Below are 16548 nucleotides of genomic sequence, written 5' to 3'. Positions count from 1 at the left end.
ATTGTCCATGCATCGTTGCATCCATCATTGTACTCCTTTCTTTTTGGTGAATGATGGTGCAATGATAGGTGACGGCCGGCCAACCATGAAGAAGTGCGACTAACTGCAACACACTGCAACAGCAACTGTCGCACTTCGCGGCATTTATTTCCGCTTACGTCTGTTACTTGGGATCTTCCCACCAAAATTGGGGTAGGGTTTCACACAAATATGGTGTGAAAGAGGGATAAGATTTTTATTTTCCTTTGTCTCATGATAACTCGTGAAGGAATAAACGGGTTTGGATTACCCCTATATAGGAATAAATAAGGAGAAAAAAAATGATTGTTAAACAACAAAGAATGAAAATGAAAAACTTAGTGATGATGCTGCTGGCCGTGCCGATGTTGGCGCTCGCACAACCCAAGGGCAGCGATTTCAAAGAAGCGCTGGCACAGGCGCGTGCGGAAGACAAACTGGTGCTGGTGGCCCGTTTCGGGGCCGATGATGGAGCGGTAAGGGAAAAGGTGCTGGGTAACAAGCACGTGAAGCAGCTGATGGACGGACATTTCGTGGTGGTGGAGGAAACAGCCACTGCCGCCACCAAGGGCCGGGACGCCGGGGGAAAAGGGCCGAGTTACCTGGTCTATGACGGGAGCGGTGCCTTGGTGCACCAAGTGGTAGGCGAGCGGTATCCCTATGAATTCATCGCAAAGATCAAGAAGTCGCTTGTACCGGAAACCCGGTACCATACGCTGGTTGACCGGTTCGAGCGGGGCGACCGCTCGGCTGGACTGCTCGAACAGCTGGTGGCGATGGCCACCGATGCGGCAGATACGCGGAATGCGTCCCGTTTCATGGCGGCGTATCTCGAAAGCCTGCCGGAGTTCTACACACCCGAAACGCTGCGTTTCGTCCTGCGTAACACGCAAAGCAGCGATATGCCCGGCTTTGCGCTGCTGCTCGGCAACATGGAAGAGGCGGGTGCGGTGCTGGGTAAAGAGCGGGTGCTGGAGAAATTAGAAGCCATCATCCTGGAGGAGGAGTTCCTGTCGCATGTGGGTGATCGCAAGGTGGATGCCCGGGCATTGGCCGCCAAAGTGAAGGCCAAATACCCACAGGCTGCACTGGAATCTACGATCGACCGGATGGCGCTCGAACTGCTGGAACGGCGGGAAGACTGGGTGGTGTTGCAGGACGCGTGGATGGCCCATGCCAACCGGTATGCCGGGCAACTGGCCCCCCAGACGAAAGACTACTACACTTGGTTGCTCAATGAATATGCCAATGAAGCAATGGCGGCCCGGTGAGCGAAAAAATAGAACTATTTTCGCCAACATGGGGTAATCTACAAATAGCCCCCGATAGCATGCCGGAAAGCATGCTATCGGGGGCTTATGTATGGATGATAAAACAGTTCCATGGGTTCAGTTGAAAAGGAGTTGTTTTTAGCCCCCATGATTTCATTTTTTAAAAAACAATTTGAATAAGGCAAGTGCTTAGATGAACCGGAAAATATCAGCTAGGGATTTCTTTTCATAAATTTTTGCTACTGATAAACCGCTGGTTGTTCTCGTCGGAATCTTTGTACTTTTTCCTTACTTCTTCCAGCTTCCTGTGCATCGTCTCCCGCACTTCTTTGTATTCAGGGTCGTCATACACATTGCGCATTTCCCGGGGATCTTTCTCCAGGTCATACAGCTCCCATTCATCGATATCATAGTAGAAATGCATCAGCTTATAGCGATCCGTCCGGATACCGTAATGCCGCTTGACCATGTGGACGGAAGGGTATTCGTAATAGGTATAATAGATTGCATCTCGCCAATCTTTCGTCTCCCCGGACACCAGTTTCCGGAACGACTCGCCCTGTATGTCCGCCGGAATCTCCACGCCCGCATAGTCTAGGAATGTCGGCGCGAAATCCAGGTTCTGCACCAATGCATCAGTTTCCGTACCCGCCTTGATCTCCTTCGGATAGCGGATCATCAGCGGGGTGCGCAGCGACTCCTCGTACATGAACCGCTTGTCGAACCAGCCATGTTCACCCAGGTAGAAACCCTGGTCCGAGGTGTAAACTACGATCGTGTTTTCGGCCAGTCCGTGCTCCTCCAGGTAGTCCAGCAACTCACCCACGCCGTCATCCACCGAGCGGATGGTACGCAGATAATCCTTGATATACCGGTTATATTTCCACAGGGCAAGTTCCTTTCCGGTCAGTCCCGATTGAAGGAAAGCCCTGTTTTTGGGTTCATAGGCTTCCATCCACTGTTTGCGCTGTGCTTCGTCCATGCGGTTCAGCTCCCGGTCAAATCCCGTTGGCTTCCCGTTGGGGTCGGTCAGCAATTTAAAATCATGGCCCCATTGGGCGTGTGTAGCCACTTCCATCTCCTGCGTTTTGGCAGCCGTGCCCCTCCCCGTGTAATCGTCGAAATAGGTGGCTGGGGGGGTGAATGTCGTATCATCATACAATGTCAAATACCGCGGAGCGGGTTGCCAGTTCCGGTGGGGTGCCTTCTGGTGGTAAAGCAGGCAGAACGGTCTGTCCCCGTCGCGTTCCTCCAGCCATTCCAGCGCCAGATCGGTCGTGATATCGGTCACGTAGCCATGGAGACGCTCTTTTTTGCCGTTAATGATAAAATCCGGGTTGTAGTACTGCCCCTGACCGGGCAGTACTGCCGAATAATCAAACCCTTGCGGCAGTCCGTCCATATGGATCTTGCCCACCATGGCCGTCTGGTAACCCGCCTGTTGGAGCAGTTTCGGAAAATTGTCCTGGTCCCAGTTGAAACGTTCCTGGTTGTCCACCTTACCGTTGATGAAGCTGTGCTTGCCGGTGAGCAGCACGGCCCGGCTCGGTGCACAGAGCGAATTGGTGACCGTGGCTCGGGTAAACAACACGCCTTCCCGTGCGATGCGGTCGATATTGGGTGTCTCGTTCAGACCGTGACCATAAGCGCTCACCGCTCGGTATGCATGGTCATCGCTCATGATGTAGATGATGTTGGGATGTTTGGCCGTTTGCCCAACCGATTTCCCGCACCAGCTTAAGCATAAGACGATTAATAACTGTATTCCGATTAGCTTATTCATTTTTACTTGATTGATCACGATATATTATTGGTTAAATCTATTTTGAAAAAGTAACCAACAGTTTCAAATAGGTATTTCCCCTCATTAGATTTGTTTTTAAGTTCTTAAACTGGTGATATACTGTATTGCAAACATAGACACATCTTTGTTCCTCGTTATATCAAAAGGGTGTAAAAACGTCTCATGTTTAAATTTCATACTGTAATCAGCGTGATAAGTTCGACTAAAGTATATAGTTTTACCACGAACAAAGATAATCACTTAGATGACCATAAAAAAGGCTAAATTTTTTCTCGGTGAATCCATCATTACGGGAGTACCTACCTACAAAACGGTGCGCTGGGCGAACTGATTTCCATTTACTTCAGGAACCGGGAAACGAAGAAGTCCTTATATGACCTGCCAATGGGGACGTTGTGATCCCCTTCGAGAGAGATCATGTTCCCGGAAATTTTCTTGACCTTGGATAAATTGACCAGAAAGGACTTATGTACCCTGTAAAAATTGTGATCCCGCAATTTCTCCTCCCAGTTTTGTAGTGTTTCCGTAGTGAGATGTTTCCGGTCTCCCAAATGCAATTCGGTGTAGTCCATATCAGAGCCGATATAGATAATATCATTGCTGTTGATCTTATAGTATTCATACCCCGACTTCACAAAAAAATCGGTTCCTTTTCTCTGTCCCTGCCCTTGTACAGGTTGGGGTGTTACAGACATGGCTTTGTTGACAGCCTTGACAAACCTTTCAAAAGAAAATGGTTTTAACAGGTAATCTGCCACATCGAATTCATAACTCCTGACGGCATAATCGGAAAATGCCGTAGTAATGATCACTTTGGGCGAGTGTTTTAAGGTATTCAAAAAGTCGACCCCTGAAATTTTCGGCAGGTGGATATCCAGAAAGATTAGGTCCGTTTTCTCGGATTTCAAATAATCCAGGGCCGCGATCGGATCGGCAAAACTTTCTTTCAAGTCCAACGAGCCGAATTCCTGTATATATTTTTTCAGGATACGCTGAGCAGGTGCCTGATCTTCGATTATAATACAATTCATCTTCCGTTTCGTTTGTGAAGCTTCATTTTCAGGAAAACCTTGTATATTCCGCTCTCCTTTTCCATACTCAGTTCATGCGATTTAGGGTATAGTATACGCAGTCTCCTTTTTACATTATCCAGTCCAATGCCGCTGGACAAACTCTTGATATTGGATTCTTCAGAAAAGGTGTTTTCGCACCGGAAATGCAACACATCTTCTGTCAAGGAGATAGCGATCGATATCCGGATGTTTTCACTTAAACTGGACATGCTATGTTTGAATGCGTTTTCGATAAAGACCAGAAATATAAGCGGGGCCACAAAAAAACCGGATGCGATATCGTTACAGGAAAAATCGATTTTCGATCGGCCTTCCAATTGCAATTCACTCAATTTCACAAAATCCTTTAAGTGCTGTATTTCTTTTTCTAAAGATACGTATTCTGTCTGGCATTCGTATAGTACATAGCGGAGCACAGACGATAATTCCAGGATAATTTCGGGAGTTTTGGAAGAACCTTCCAAAGCGTAGGAATACAGGTTGTTTAAATTATTGAACAGGAAATGGGGGTTTATTTGTGACCTTAAGAACTGTAATTCGCTCTCCTTTACCGCACTTCTGATCTCTTCCAGTTCACGCTGTTTTTTCAGGGCGTCCCATGCAAATTTAAACCCAGCGAGGATGGTTATCGTTGGTATGGCATCCCAAAGTTCGTAGAATACCCCAGGGAAATCGGTTCCCCTGTTTGTAGGGAAATAAATTCTTTCTAAAACCCCTTCTTCCACAAAGCTCATTACGACGATCAAAACTAGCAAGTAGAAAAAGAAGTGCCCGTATTTTTTGCGATAAAGGTATTTGGGAAGTAAGCCGTAATTGATGACAAAGGCGACAAGGGTGTAATTGAGGAAAAATGCGATCTCGTAGCCTTCTACCCGCGTTTCGATACCGTGACCCACCCGGTCAAAAGAATAAAAAATAAAGACTATCCCCAGGAGGAGCACCTGGTACAAGATTTCGTAAAACAAGGATCTGGATGGTCGAAATGATAAATTCATGGTATAAAAATATGCTTTTTGTCCTATTTCCCAAACCATAACCCCTGAACGACAGGATTACACCCCCGATGTGCATTATCCGGGGGGTAACTTACCTATTTTGCTGTTTTACGTATCCTATACCGGAAAAAAGTAGCTGGCATGTCGTTCACTGGATAAGATTTGTTGTTCACCCAATCTTTGTTGCTTGTTTTTTATTTCCTTCATTCCTTTGGACGATCAAATCAGATAAATTGAAAAAGATACACGTATTATGAAGAATATCCTAAAAACAGTGTTGCTTGGCGTTTTATTGCTAACCGGTCATTTTCTTATAGCCCAAGAGCGTAAAACTGTGACCGGAACGATTATCGACGCCACCGATCAGGAGGCATTGGCGTATGCCACCGTGGTGATTACGGAACGCTCGGGTACGCGAGTGACCGGCGTAACCACGGACGAAAATGGCAATTTTGAAGTATCCACAACGGTGGAAGAATTTTTTATTGAGATCAGCTTTATGGGCTACCTGAGTAAGACCATCAAAGATTTTGAAATAGGCACGACCATTGATCTTGGTAAAGTAGCATTGTCCCCAGATAGCGAGGCATTGGATGAGGTGGTCATAACCCGGGAACGTTCAACGGTGGAATTCAAACTCGACAAAAGGGTATACCATGTAGGGTCGGATATCAGTAGCACCGGTGCAGGGGCTTTGGACGTTCTGAATAACGTACCTTCCGTCAATGTGAGTATCGAAGGGGAGATCAAGCTAAGGGGAAATTCCGGGGTGCAGATACTTATAAACGGTAAGCCTTCCGTTTTAGCCAGTGAAGAGAGCAAAGCGCTGGGCACCATAACGGCCGATATGATCGAAAGTGTGGAGGTCATTACCAACCCTTCTGCCAAGTACGAAGCGGAAGGAACATCCGGCATCATCAATATCATCCTGAAAAAGGAAGAAAAGAAAGGGTTTAACGGGTCTGTTTCCGCCAATACCGGAACGCCGGACAACCATAGTATAGGGGTAAGTCTGAACAGGAGAACGGAAAATTTTAATTTTTTCACGCAATTCGGTGCGGGTTACGCCTCGCTCCCCTGGGATAATGAAAGTATCAACAGGAACCTTACCGACGATACTGAGGTGCACAGTAACGGGACGGAATACCGGAACGAAGCTTTTTTTAATATTACCCTGGGAACGGATTATTACATTAACGATTACAACACCCTGACCCTCTCCGGGGCCTTCACGTATGAAAAAGAAGACCTGCCATCGCAGACCACATTAGGTTTTTACGATGCGGGGGATGCGCTTATTTCCGAATATTTAAGAGCGGAAAACACCTCAGCCAAAAACCCCGAATATCAATATGACCTGCAGTATAAAAAGCAGTTCAGGAATAACGAAGATCATGTTTTATTATTCAGTACTTTGGGGAGCTTTTTTGGCAAGGAGCAGTCTTCGGAGTTTACCAACACACCGACGGTCGGTTCCGAAACAGACCCGGACCAGCGTACCGCTACCGACTTTTATCAGCGTGATTTTGTTTTTAAACTGGACTATACCAACCCTTTTTCAGAACAGTTTACCCTGGAAACCGGTGCGCTATACGAGATCAACAACGTTGGAAATGATTATGCGGTGTTCAATCAGGAGAATGGCGAATGGGTCCCGGATGCCGGCCTTACCAACAATTTCGAATACAAACAAAAAGTCCTCGGGATCTATGGTACCGGCGCTTATGAAGGTGAAAGGTTCGGGGTGAAACTTGGCCTGAGGCTGGAAAATACAAACCTCAACACCCTGCTTACCGATACCAACGAAGAAAATCAACAGGATTACACCAATTTATTCCCTTCTATCCACACCTCTTATAAACTGAATGACAACTATTCCCTGCAGCTGGGATATACGAGGAGAGTTTCCAGGCCCGAACTCTGGGACCTCAATCCTTTTTTCAATATCAGGAACAATTATAACATCCGAAGGGGAAATCCCAACTTACAGCCCCAATTTGCAGATTCTTATGAGATTACAAGTATCTTTATCTTCGAAAAGGCATCGTTGAACAGTAGTATTTACCATCTCTACACCACCGATGTTATGGAGCGGGTCTCCACTTTTGAGGACAATGTGAATGTTACCACACCGATGAATATCGGGACCAATCGAAAGACAGGCCTGGAGATCAATGGAAAATACACCCCCGTGAGAGCCATTACCCTAAGCGGTGATTTTAATTACGGATTCTTCCAGCGCAAGGGAGATTACCAGGAACAGAACTTCGATTTTAGCGGGGACCAGTGGTCTTTCAGGGTAAATTCGAAATTCAAGCTTGCGGCGGATTTTGATTTGGAACTTACCACAAATTATCAATCCGGTTACCCGACGGTTCAGGGAGATGTTTCCGGTTTTGCTTTTGCCGATGTAGGAGTGAGGAAAAGACTGTGGAATGGAAAGGCAGTAATAAACCTGGGAGTACGCGACGTTTTTTCATCCAGAATATGGGAGTCTAATGTCTACCAGGACGATTTTTCTGTGTATAATTTCTCCCAGAGAGGACGATTTTTTACCCTGGGCATAAGCTATAGTTTTGGTAAGGGAGACGCGATGACATATTCCGGCAATAGTTTCTAGTAATATTCCAAATAATAAAAGTAAAGAAGAACAAACTTTATCAGTACATATCTTTCAGATACGTCCAACTTCTTATAACGGTTTGCGTGTAAGAATAGTTGCAGTTTAACCCAAATGTAGCAATTATTTTTACACGCTGTTACCTGCTGGCTTTTTCGTCAGGGTTTTAAATGATTGAATAAATTTTTTCAGTTCATTTTCGGTTTCTTTATCAAGAATCTTTCCTTCCTTATCCACTTTGCCCTTTATTCCTTGAATTAGAAGCGTTGTTTCGTCTGTAAAATTGGTTTGTACAGTTTCCATAATCAGTTTCAATTCTTCGTGTCCTTTTATACCACTTGCGGAAGCTGTTATGAGGCCAATTGGTTTGTCGGAAAAAACAGTTGTCGATACACACCATTCAATTGCGTTTTTAAGTCCGCTTGGGATACTGAAAACATATTCTGGCGTACAGATAATAATTCCGTCGGCATTTGCAATTCTATTCCTAAATCCGACAATTTTTTCGGGTACACTTTTTTCGGTCAGTTCTGTTTTGAAATGTGGTAATTCGGTCAAATTATCCGATATTTCTAACTCAAAATCAGATTTTCCAAGTTCAGCTATAATGTTTAGAATTAAAAGATTCGCTGAATTTCGACTTGCACTTCCGCAAATTCCAAGTATTTTTTTCTTTTTCACCATTAAGTTTGTTTGTATTCTCGTAATTTCTTCAGCTTGCAGGTAACGGCCTAGTATAAGCGTAATGCGGGTTTTGAGTGATTCACTGTCTGCTTGCACTAAACTTTGATAGAAGCCAAAATATTCAATTTTAGCGATTTAGCCTACATTACGCTTATACAATGTGTCTGTTGCACAAGTTAGTAAAAAAATCATATTGAGATGATATTAAGTTTTCCTTGTATTGTTAAATTGAAGCATGCAAGGAAAAAAGACCTATCAAGAAAAACTGTTTAACCATTTTCAATTAAGCGAACATGTCCCGGAGCACAATTTTTACCGTCGGTTAAAAACAGCCATCTCCTTAGATTTTCTTTATCCACTTACCAAAGGTTTTTATGGCAGTAGCGGGCAGAAGAGCATTGACCCTGTGGTTTTCTTTAAGCTTTGTTTGGTTGGGTATTTAGAAAATATTGTTAGCGACCGCAAACTGATGGAGCATTGTAGCATGCGTTTGGATATTCTATATTTTTTGGATCATGACATGGATGAACAGCTCCCATGGCATTCTACGATTAGCCGCACCCGACAACTATTTCCAGAAGCTATCTTTGAAGAGGTGTTTACCAAGGTATTTGAACTGTGCGTATCGGCAGGGATGGTCAGTGGCCATACCCAGGCCATTGACAGTGCTCCTGTAAAAGGCCAATGCCTCTATGGACAGGCTTGGAACTAAAAGTAGCTGAAGAAGAACTGGAAGCACACTTACGAAGGGTTCGTCATATCAGTGAGCGTGATAAAGAACAGCCTCTGCGTAAATCCAAGGGGGATAAAGCCAGCAAAGCACAACAAAGCTTATCGGCAAGCAAAAAGGAGCTTCAGTCCATAAAGAGCCGTAACAAGAAATGGGCAAAGGAGCAAGACCAGCGTCCCGGGGCAGGGAACAAAGGCTCGAGGTACACCAGCAACAAAACGCATTACAGCCCGACCGACCCCGATGCCCGCATCAGTGTGAAACCGGGCAAGGCAAGGAAGCTCAACTACCTGTCCCAGTTAACGGTAGATACGGGCAACCATGTAATTACCGATATCAGGGCTTATCATGCCGATGGAAAGGACAACCAGCAGTTGGCGGATATTGTCTCTCGTGTACAGCGAAGGTTGTGGAAGTCGAGCTTGTTATGGGAGAACTGTGTAGCCGATACTGGATATAGCAGTGGGGAGAATTATGCGTTCCTTGAAAGACGCGGGCTTAAAAGTTTTATCCCACCGCACGGCACCTATAAAGGAGGTCCCGATGGTTTTGTACATCATCAAGAAGGAAACTATTGGTTATGCCCAGAGGGAAAGAAAGTAACCTTTAGGAAGCAGAAGCTAGAAAAAGGGACCTTAAAAGATAACTATTTTACCAAGCGGGGTGATTGCAAGGGATGCCCTATAAAAGAGCAATGTATTGGCAAGAGCCATGAAAAGCGGATCAACATAACTGCCTACAGAAAAGAATATGAGCGTAACAACAAACGAGTAAACAGTCCGCAAGGACGTTATATGAAAGGCAAGCGGCAAAGCACGGTAGAACCGGTTTTTGGAACACTGACCCAGTTTATGGGGCTGCGCAAGGTAAATACGCTGGGATTAAAACAGGCGAACAAGTGTATGCAGCTATCGGCCATCGCCTACAACTTGAAGAAGTACCTGAAATTTATAGAAAAACACACTAAAAGTGGGGCGGGCAGACTCGTTTTGTTTTTTAATTTGAAAAAGACCTTGCTAGTGATCAACAGATGGATGTTAAGCCTCTCAAATATTAGAGTATAATACTCACTTAAAAAGAGAAAACTGCTTAAAAGCGATTTAAATGAGGCAGCCTTTCTAAGAATTAGAGGCTTGTGCAACGGTTACCTTTGTTACCTGCTGGCTCTTCTGATGTTGTTATTGCGATACTCTTTCGGGAATCTCGATTTTATTTTTTCTTGACCCAAAATATATACCTGTTAAAACTAACCCTACTCCAATCATATGATACCATTTGATGGTTTCATTCAGGAATAAAAATGATAAAATCACGGCACTAACAGGCATGATTCCAGTAAATAATCCGGCTACGCTTGCAGAAACTTTTGAAACCCCATCAAACCAAAGGATAAATGCAATTACAGAACCGAATATTCCATAATACATAATTGGAAGATAGTCGTCAAAAGAATAATTTCTCAATGCTGAATAATCTATGTCCAAAAACGCAAATGGAATGGATAAAACAAGTCCAATCCAAATAATGTGGAACGAGCCGTGTATTGCGGGAATATTTGGTGTTTTCTTTCTGAAAATGGTAAACAGAGCCTCGCAAGCAACAGCAAAAATAATTATAAGATTACCCGAAATTTTATCATTAACACCTTCAGGTGAATTATGAACTTCTGTAAATAAGTTGATTATGGAGACTCCCAAAATAGCAAAAATAATTCCAATCCACATATTTTTTGAAATCCTTTCTTTTAGCAGAAACATTGCCAGTAAGGCAATAATTGCAGGTGTTGTACTTGTAATGATTCCCGCATCAACTGACGAGGTCATTTTCAGACCATAAAAACTTAAGACCCTGAACAAAACAACTCCCGATAAAGATTGTAATACAAGATACTTCCAGTCACTTGTTTTAAGTGTAATTTTAATATCCTTTTTTTGATATAGATAAAAAGGTGTTATTCCGATTAATGCAACGATTAAGGTTAAAGATGTACCGAAAAATGTGGGAAATGAATCAGCAATCAATTTGCTGACAACAACTGTACTTCCAACTATTGCCATAGCAAGGAATAATTGTAAATATGCTATTTTATTATTCTGTCCGCTCATTTATATTAATGGGTAATATTTATATAGAATTTTGAAATAAACTTGTTTTTTAGATTGTTGCCAACTCGTTTATAGCCACATAAAAATCCACTTCTGCATTCGATGGATTTTGGGCTTTTTCTCCAAAGGTATCAAAATCTGCCGTATAGGCTCTATCCAAATCCATTTCCCAAATTTTGGCCCAATGGTTTACAATCAATCCTTTCATCAAATCTCCTTTGGTAGAAGTTTTTATGTATGTTCCGCCCTCAAATGATTTTCCAATCATTCCTTCGGGGACTACACTCAAGTCCTTCACCTTGCATCCGAGCATTGCAGTATAAGGCTTTGTATGGTCGCCCTCATATTCCGTATACAAAGAGTAGATTGTGTTATCTACTTTGTTAGGGATTTTTCCTAAAATGTTTTCACCCATAAAACGTTGCCACAATTCGGCAATTTCTTTGTTAGCCTGATTGTTTTCATTGGTGGTTCGTATGCCAATACCAATTAACTTAAATGGTTCAATTCTTACTTTTTGCATATTTCAAATGTTTTTTTGATTTGTGGCAAAATTAGATTGACCTTGTGACAAGGGTATGTCAGGGGGTATCTGACCATTTTTTTTGGCATTCTTCAAAGTATTGCTCCAATGTGATTTTGTGTGGCTCAAAATGTTCTTGTGCTTTCGTTACAGAATAATGCAGAATTTTTCAGCTAGCCTTTATTATTTGATTTAACAATAAAGTACTCAAATACAAACCAATTCCAAAAATGCAGTGGATAATAAAGCTCATAAGCATGACTCTACCGGGGTTTGGTAAGTTGGATCCGGCAATTCCGAAACCGAAAGCAGGCTGCATCAAGAAAAATGGTGCAACAATGGTAACTATGCCAATAATTAGAGCTGGGATAAGTGTAGGTTTATCCAACCAATTTTTTCCATAAATAAAAACCAGTAGGAATGCAAATGTAATCCCGATAGAATAATGGGCTATCCAACCGATAATTTGTTCATTTTGAACAGGGGGAGCATCCATAATTTTATTATGAAAAAATTTCCCTTCTGGAAAGTGCCCAATCCAACGGCCTACCAATCGATAGTCAAGGGATTTTATGCCGAAAAGTTTTAATATTAAAGCATAAATATCCATCGTAAGTGTAGCTCCTATGCCTACTAAAATTGTATTTACTATTATATTCATATTCTTGGTTTTTAATTTGATTGTTTTTTGTTTCGGGTTTTATATATTCTGAACAGGATAAGTAAGAAAGTAACTGCATAAGCGATTCCTGCAGATAAAAATGCCAAAGAGTAGCCTGATACAACATCCGCTTTCAGGGCGGCAATAGACATAAATACGGCCAGTCCTACCGTAGGGCCAAGTTCCATAGACGTGTTCATTACACCTCCCGCCAAACCAATTTGGGATTGTTTTACATTTACTGTAGAAAGCACGACAGAGCCGGCAAAAATCATGGACATTCCTATTGGCAAGAGAATATATCCCGGCAACAGGTTCCAGCCGAACGTACTGTCATAATCAATAAACGTCAGCAATGCGAAGGCCAAAGCACCCATGAGAAAACCCATTAGCGTAATTCTGAGTGCCCCCCATTTTTCTATGAGTCGAACAGAAAATTTGTTCATGACCAAAAGCGTCACTGCAAATGGTACATAACCTCCGGCCGTTTCCATAGGTGTCCATCCTTTGATCTGTTGCAAAAACAGGGACAATAAAAACATGCTTAAACTGGAAGCTGCAGCTGCCAATAGAATACTCATAAGCCCGATAGCACGCACAGAATCTCTTAGAAAAGAAGTCGGAAGCAAAGGCGTTTCTACTTTTTGCTCTATTATGAAAAATGCTACTAAGAATACCGCCCCAGTGATGAGCGATACAATGACAAGCGTAGAATTCCATGAATATGCATCCACTGCAATGAGTCCATAGCTTCCTATCGAAATTCCTAAAGTTGCCAAAAGTGCACCGGAAAGATCAAGACGTAGTGTATTCCGTTTTGGATTCAATGTTGTAATCTTACCTAATCTGAATTTTGTGAACAATATCCCGGAAAGTGAAACCAAAACGGGGATAAGAAACAGCCAGCGCCATGACACCCAAGAAATTATTATACCTCCAAATACCGGACCAATAGCGGCTCCAAGCACCGAAACAGTTCCCCACTCCGCCATTACCTTGCTAAATTCCTGTTGGTTAATAAATACTGCTCTTAAAATCCCAATAGCAGATGGGGCGATGAGTGAACCACCAACTCCCTGCATAAAGCGCATGGTCACAAGAGTCTCAAAATTAGGCGAAAATGCGGCAGCAACCGAAGCTAATGCAAAGATGACCAAGCCAATGATGAAAATATTTTTTGACTCGAATTTATCTGTTAATCTTCCTCCGAAAAGCAGCAAGCCACTGTAAGGAAGGCCGTAAGATGCTGTAATTAACAGTAAATCTGCCTGTTGCAAATTCATTTCCTCGGCTATTTCCGGTAACGGGATAAAAATCAGGCTTATGGTAAAAATCAGGGTAGCTTGTATGACAGCTAATACATAAAAAACTGCCATTTTTCGACTGCTCATTTTTGAATACTTTACTTTCTTGCAAAGATAGGTCGAGCCGTAAAGCAAGTGATAGGAGGAAACTAAAGTGGAACAGGACTTATTTAAAATTCTGCCTGAAGGTTTCGGGAGAGAAGCCTGCGTGTTTTTTGAAGAACCGAATAAAGTAAGAAGTGTCTTCATAACCTAAATGGTAAGCAATTTCATTTACCTGATTCGAGGTTGCAAGCAAGTTTCTTTTCGCTTCAAGTACAACTTGGTCATTTATCAATTGAGAACAGATTTTCCCTAAAGTATTTTTGGTTATGGCATTCAGTTGATAAGGAGTTAGGTGTAGCATTTCTGCATAATGCACCACTTGCTTGTTTGTGCAAATATGTGATTCCAATAACCCTAAAAGTTCTTCAAGGCGTTCTTGGGCATAGGGGGTATTACTTTTTGAAATACTGTCAGCGTCCCGGCTTTGTCGGGCTAATTCAATAAAAAGCATGTCTAAATTTGCTTTGATAATCTCTTTATGACCATCTTCCTTGTCGGAATACTCCTGAAAGATGTAATCGAGAATAAGAAGTAATTTCTTGAACTTGCCGGAATTGAGTTCATAATAATTCTTCCGGCTCACCTTTCGAAACACCTTATTTTTCGGTTCGTCACGAGGAGAATAAAAGCTGGAGTCAAATGCCATTAAATAACCTTTGCTTCCTTGTTTTAATAGGAGTTCATGCACTTGTCCGGGACGGATAACAAAAACTGAGTAATCAGTAACGGGATAGGCAGTGAAATCAATACTATGCTTTCCGGTACCTTTTTCAATTGCCAAAACAAAAAAGAAATTGTGCCGGTGAAGCCTTTCAACCATATCCTTTTCAGTAAGCAAATCTCCAAGATCACTAATGGTGAAACTTCCCAAAAAATCAGGTTCTTTTATGGTTCTTATTGGAATTTCTTTCATTTGAAGTTTAAAGCGAAGGATTTTGTTATTTTTGAAATTACCGTCCATGTTTTTGCATATAACAAGTAACGTAAAAGAAAATGGGGTGTGACAACTTAAGAGGATTTTTCTTGAATTTTCTATGAGTAATTTATACAAATTTTTGTTTCTATAATTATATATGAACTCGGTTCCTTTAAGATGCAAACAAAACGTGTCTTTGTTCGCCCCCCTTTAAATTTAGTTATCTGATCTTGACATGGCCCCAAAACCCTTCAACGCCATTGATATTTTATAAGGTTCTGCAACGGTTACCATTGTTACATCAGTTTCACATCTGCTTGTATTTCGAGGAGTGGTGTGAGAAGTGCACTCCGTCAATTTCTGACGGAGCCGTCTATTCGATTCGCAAATGTTTTTATGATTGGTACAATTTTATTACTCTTTTATCCAATTCATTATCTCCTTTATAGTTTTTTTGTCACTTACTACATCGAGGTGACTCGCATCTTGTAGAATTTTCACACTTACCCAATTTTCAGCAGGTTCAAATACAGTTTTAAATTGATCGGGATAAAAACTTTCATCATTTTTTCCAACTAAAACTAATGAAGGAGTTTCTATACGCAAAATATCCTCTTGATAATCTTTCGGAGCAAAATTTACAGCCATACGATATGAATATGATGATAGCTGTAATTTGTCATTAATTAAAATATGTTACTCCTAAGTGATTAAGCATGGATAAGCCTATCCATCTTTTAACAGCCACTGTAACCCATCCTCCACTATTTGATTTTACGGTAGGAGAAGTATGCCCCAAATAAGGAGAAATCATAATCGCTTTATCGATTTTTGTTAATTTTTGATTGCCTAAATATCTTAGAACCAAACCACCCCCAGAAGAATGTCCTGCTAAAATTATCTTTTTTGCAGAAAGTTGATTTTTAGTATAATCAATAATATCCTCAATGTCGTTTTCCAGTTGACCTATATAAGAAATATCCCCTTTTTTAAAAGCACTTTCACCGTGCCCTCTTAAATCTGGAGTAATTACTGTAGCGGTATTATTTTCTGCTAAAGATTGGGCTAAATTGCTTAGATACCTGCCTTCTGAGCCGGAACCATGAATTAGGATAAGTACAGTTTTACTTTCACTTGGAAAAACCCTACAAAATAATTTTTCTTTACTTCTTGTTTGAATCCATTCGTTTTCTCCTGTCGAATGATATTTTGAACTTGTTCTTATTGAACTGTAATCATAATTCTCAATATCCTTTTTTGAAGGTACTGGCCAATAAATAAGAACGAAACAGGCAAGGACATAAAGAATACAGTTTATGATTATAAATTTTAATGATCGCCTTACAATTTTTTTGGTTGATAGTTTGGACATTGTTATAAATTTTAAATTACTGGTGATGCGTTAAACTTTGAAAATATCGGATTAAATTATTGATTTTAAACATTTTTTTTAGGTAAACTGGTTTTTTGATTTGAATTGACTTTCTCGGTATTCAAAACAGACAATTTCAAGTAACCTCTTTCAGCGATGCCTTTAACGAGGTTTATGCCGTCACAAAGTGAAAAAAATCATAGCCGCAAAAACTTAACGCATCAGTACTAATTTTAAATTTTATGTTGGACACCTCTCCATCTATTAACGAACCGCCGTATCCTGAAAGTTGTTCCCAGCAATCCAATGCAATAGGCACTACGGAGTATCGACTAAATAAATGGATGCCAAGATGGTTCCTTTAAAA

General features: G+C 41.8%; 15 protein-coding genes. 4 read left to right on the top strand and 11 right to left on the bottom strand.

Annotated features, from left to right (window positions below; translation table 11 throughout):
* Window positions 1–320: 320 nt before the first annotated feature.
* On the top strand, window positions 321–1289 hold the full coding sequence (locus tag NF543_RS24345) for a thioredoxin domain-containing protein (protein WP_257670778.1): 969 nt from the start codon (window positions 321–323) through the stop codon (window positions 1287–1289).
* 226 nt (window positions 1290–1515) lie between these two features.
* On the opposite strand, the gene NF543_RS24340 is transcribed toward NF543_RS24345, so the two are convergent.
* From NF543_RS24340 to NF543_RS24330, 3 genes are all read right to left on the bottom strand, one after another.
* Window positions 1516–3072 carry a sulfatase family protein gene (locus tag NF543_RS24340; RefSeq protein ID WP_257670777.1) on the bottom strand — a complete coding sequence of 519 codons (1557 nt, stop codon included), beginning with the start codon at window positions 3070–3072 and terminating at the stop codon, window positions 1516–1518.
* Between the two features lie 359 nt (window positions 3073–3431).
* The gene (locus tag NF543_RS24335; RefSeq protein ID WP_257670776.1) at window positions 3432–4124 is read right to left on the bottom strand and encodes a LytR/AlgR family response regulator transcription factor; all 693 of its coding nucleotides are present in this window, start codon (window positions 4122–4124) and stop codon (window positions 3432–3434) included.
* A complete protein-coding gene (locus NF543_RS24330; RefSeq protein ID WP_257670775.1) occupies window positions 4121–5161 on the bottom strand; it encodes a sensor histidine kinase in 1041 nt (346 codons plus the stop codon). The genes NF543_RS24335 and NF543_RS24330 overlap by 4 nt, the downstream gene beginning before the upstream one ends.
* A gap of 253 nt (window positions 5162–5414) precedes the next feature.
* On the opposite strand from NF543_RS24330, the gene NF543_RS24325 reads away from it, so the two are divergent.
* The gene (locus tag NF543_RS24325; protein ID WP_257670774.1) at window positions 5415–7781 is read left to right on the top strand and encodes a TonB-dependent receptor; all 2367 of its coding nucleotides are present in this window, start codon (window positions 5415–5417) and stop codon (window positions 7779–7781) included.
* 129 nt (window positions 7782–7910) lie between these two features.
* Here NF543_RS24325 and NF543_RS24320 read toward each other — a convergent pair whose 3' ends face one another.
* Window positions 7911–8561, bottom strand: a complete 651-nt coding sequence (locus tag NF543_RS24320; protein ID WP_257670773.1) for an NADPH-dependent FMN reductase — start codon at window positions 8559–8561, stop codon at window positions 7911–7913.
* Window positions 8562–8700: 139 nt separating this feature from the next.
* Between NF543_RS24320 and NF543_RS24315 the strand changes: the two genes are divergently transcribed.
* Complete coding sequence (locus tag NF543_RS24315; RefSeq protein WP_257670772.1) at window positions 8701–9177, top strand: transposase; 477 nt, start codon at window positions 8701–8703, stop codon at window positions 9175–9177.
* The gene (locus NF543_RS24310; protein ID WP_257670771.1) at window positions 9150–10259 is read left to right on the top strand and encodes a transposase; all 1110 of its coding nucleotides are present in this window, start codon (window positions 9150–9152) and stop codon (window positions 10257–10259) included. Before NF543_RS24315 ends, NF543_RS24310 begins: the two co-directional genes overlap by 28 nt.
* Before the next feature lie 114 nt (window positions 10260–10373).
* Here the strand turns inward: NF543_RS24310 and NF543_RS24305 are convergent, their stop codons facing one another.
* The 7 genes from NF543_RS24305 to NF543_RS24275 all read right to left on the bottom strand — a co-directional run bounded on the left by NF543_RS24305 (window position 10374) and on the right by NF543_RS24275 (window position 16181).
* Window positions 10374–11300, bottom strand: coding sequence for a DMT family transporter (locus tag NF543_RS24305; RefSeq protein ID WP_257670770.1), 927 nt, complete (start codon window positions 11298–11300; stop codon window positions 10374–10376).
* Between the two features lie 49 nt (window positions 11301–11349).
* Window positions 11350–11823, bottom strand: a complete 474-nt coding sequence (locus tag NF543_RS24300; RefSeq protein WP_257670769.1) for a GyrI-like domain-containing protein — start codon at window positions 11821–11823, stop codon at window positions 11350–11352.
* Between the two features lie 169 nt (window positions 11824–11992).
* Window positions 11993–12484: a DUF2938 domain-containing protein gene (locus NF543_RS24295; RefSeq protein ID WP_257670768.1), complete on the bottom strand. Its 492-nt coding sequence runs from the start codon at window positions 12482–12484 to the stop codon at window positions 11993–11995.
* A gap of 11 nt (window positions 12485–12495) precedes the next feature.
* Window positions 12496–14037 carry an MFS transporter gene (locus tag NF543_RS24290; protein ID WP_257670767.1) on the bottom strand — a complete coding sequence of 514 codons (1542 nt, stop codon included), beginning with the start codon at window positions 14035–14037 and terminating at the stop codon, window positions 12496–12498.
* On the bottom strand, window positions 13955–14854 hold the full coding sequence (locus NF543_RS24285) for an AraC family transcriptional regulator (RefSeq protein ID WP_257670766.1): 900 nt from the start codon (window positions 14852–14854) through the stop codon (window positions 13955–13957). The genes NF543_RS24290 and NF543_RS24285 overlap by 83 nt, the downstream gene beginning before the upstream one ends.
* Before the next feature lie 369 nt (window positions 14855–15223).
* Window positions 15224–15457: a hypothetical protein gene (locus tag NF543_RS24280; RefSeq protein ID WP_257670765.1), complete on the bottom strand. Its 234-nt coding sequence runs from the start codon at window positions 15455–15457 to the stop codon at window positions 15224–15226.
* A gap of 34 nt (window positions 15458–15491) precedes the next feature.
* Window positions 15492–16181 (bottom strand): alpha/beta hydrolase, encoded by a 690-nt coding sequence (locus NF543_RS24275; RefSeq protein WP_257670764.1) that lies wholly within the window; start codon window positions 16179–16181, stop codon window positions 15492–15494.
* Window positions 16182–16548 lie beyond the last annotated feature (367 nt).

The sequence above is a fragment of the Parapedobacter tibetensis genome, from assembly GCF_024704835.1.
GTDB classification, from domain to species: Bacteria; Bacteroidota; Bacteroidia; order Sphingobacteriales; family Sphingobacteriaceae; genus Parapedobacter; species Parapedobacter tibetensis.
This window is presented reverse-complemented; position numbering and strand designations above follow the sequence as displayed.

Bases quoted from the DNA above. Each gene is read 5' to 3' on its own strand.
- NF543_RS24345 (WP_257670778.1), top strand. From the start codon at position 321: ATGATTGTTAAACAACAAAGAATGAAAATGAAAAACTTAGTGATGATG.
- NF543_RS24340 (WP_257670777.1), bottom strand. From the start codon at position 3,072: ATGAATAAGCTAATCGGAATACAGTTATTAATCGTCTTATGCTTAAGC.
- NF543_RS24335 (WP_257670776.1), bottom strand. From the start codon at position 4,124: ATGAATTGTATTATAATCGAAGATCAGGCACCTGCTCAGCGTATCCTG.
- NF543_RS24330 (WP_257670775.1), bottom strand. From the start codon at position 5,161: ATGAATTTATCATTTCGACCATCCAGATCCTTGTTTTACGAAATCTTG.
- NF543_RS24325 (WP_257670774.1), top strand. From the start codon at position 5,415: ATGAAGAATATCCTAAAAACAGTGTTGCTTGGCGTTTTATTGCTAACC.
- NF543_RS24315 (WP_257670772.1), top strand. From the start codon at position 8,701: ATGCAAGGAAAAAAGACCTATCAAGAAAAACTGTTTAACCATTTTCAA.
- NF543_RS24310 (WP_257670771.1), top strand. From the start codon at position 9,150: ATGCCTCTATGGACAGGCTTGGAACTAAAAGTAGCTGAAGAAGAACTG.
- NF543_RS24305 (WP_257670770.1), bottom strand. From the start codon at position 11,300: ATGAGCGGACAGAATAATAAAATAGCATATTTACAATTATTCCTTGCT.
- NF543_RS24300 (WP_257670769.1), bottom strand. From the start codon at position 11,823: ATGCAAAAAGTAAGAATTGAACCATTTAAGTTAATTGGTATTGGCATA.
- NF543_RS24295 (WP_257670768.1), bottom strand. From the start codon at position 12,484: ATGAATATAATAGTAAATACAATTTTAGTAGGCATAGGAGCTACACTT.
- NF543_RS24290 (WP_257670767.1), bottom strand. From the start codon at position 14,037: ATGAAGACACTTCTTACTTTATTCGGTTCTTCAAAAAACACGCAGGCT.
- NF543_RS24285 (WP_257670766.1), bottom strand. From the start codon at position 14,854: ATGGACGGTAATTTCAAAAATAACAAAATCCTTCGCTTTAAACTTCAA.
- NF543_RS24280 (WP_257670765.1), bottom strand. From the start codon at position 15,457: ATGGCTGTAAATTTTGCTCCGAAAGATTATCAAGAGGATATTTTGCGT.
- NF543_RS24275 (WP_257670764.1), bottom strand. From the start codon at position 16,181: ATGTCCAAACTATCAACCAAAAAAATTGTAAGGCGATCATTAAAATTT.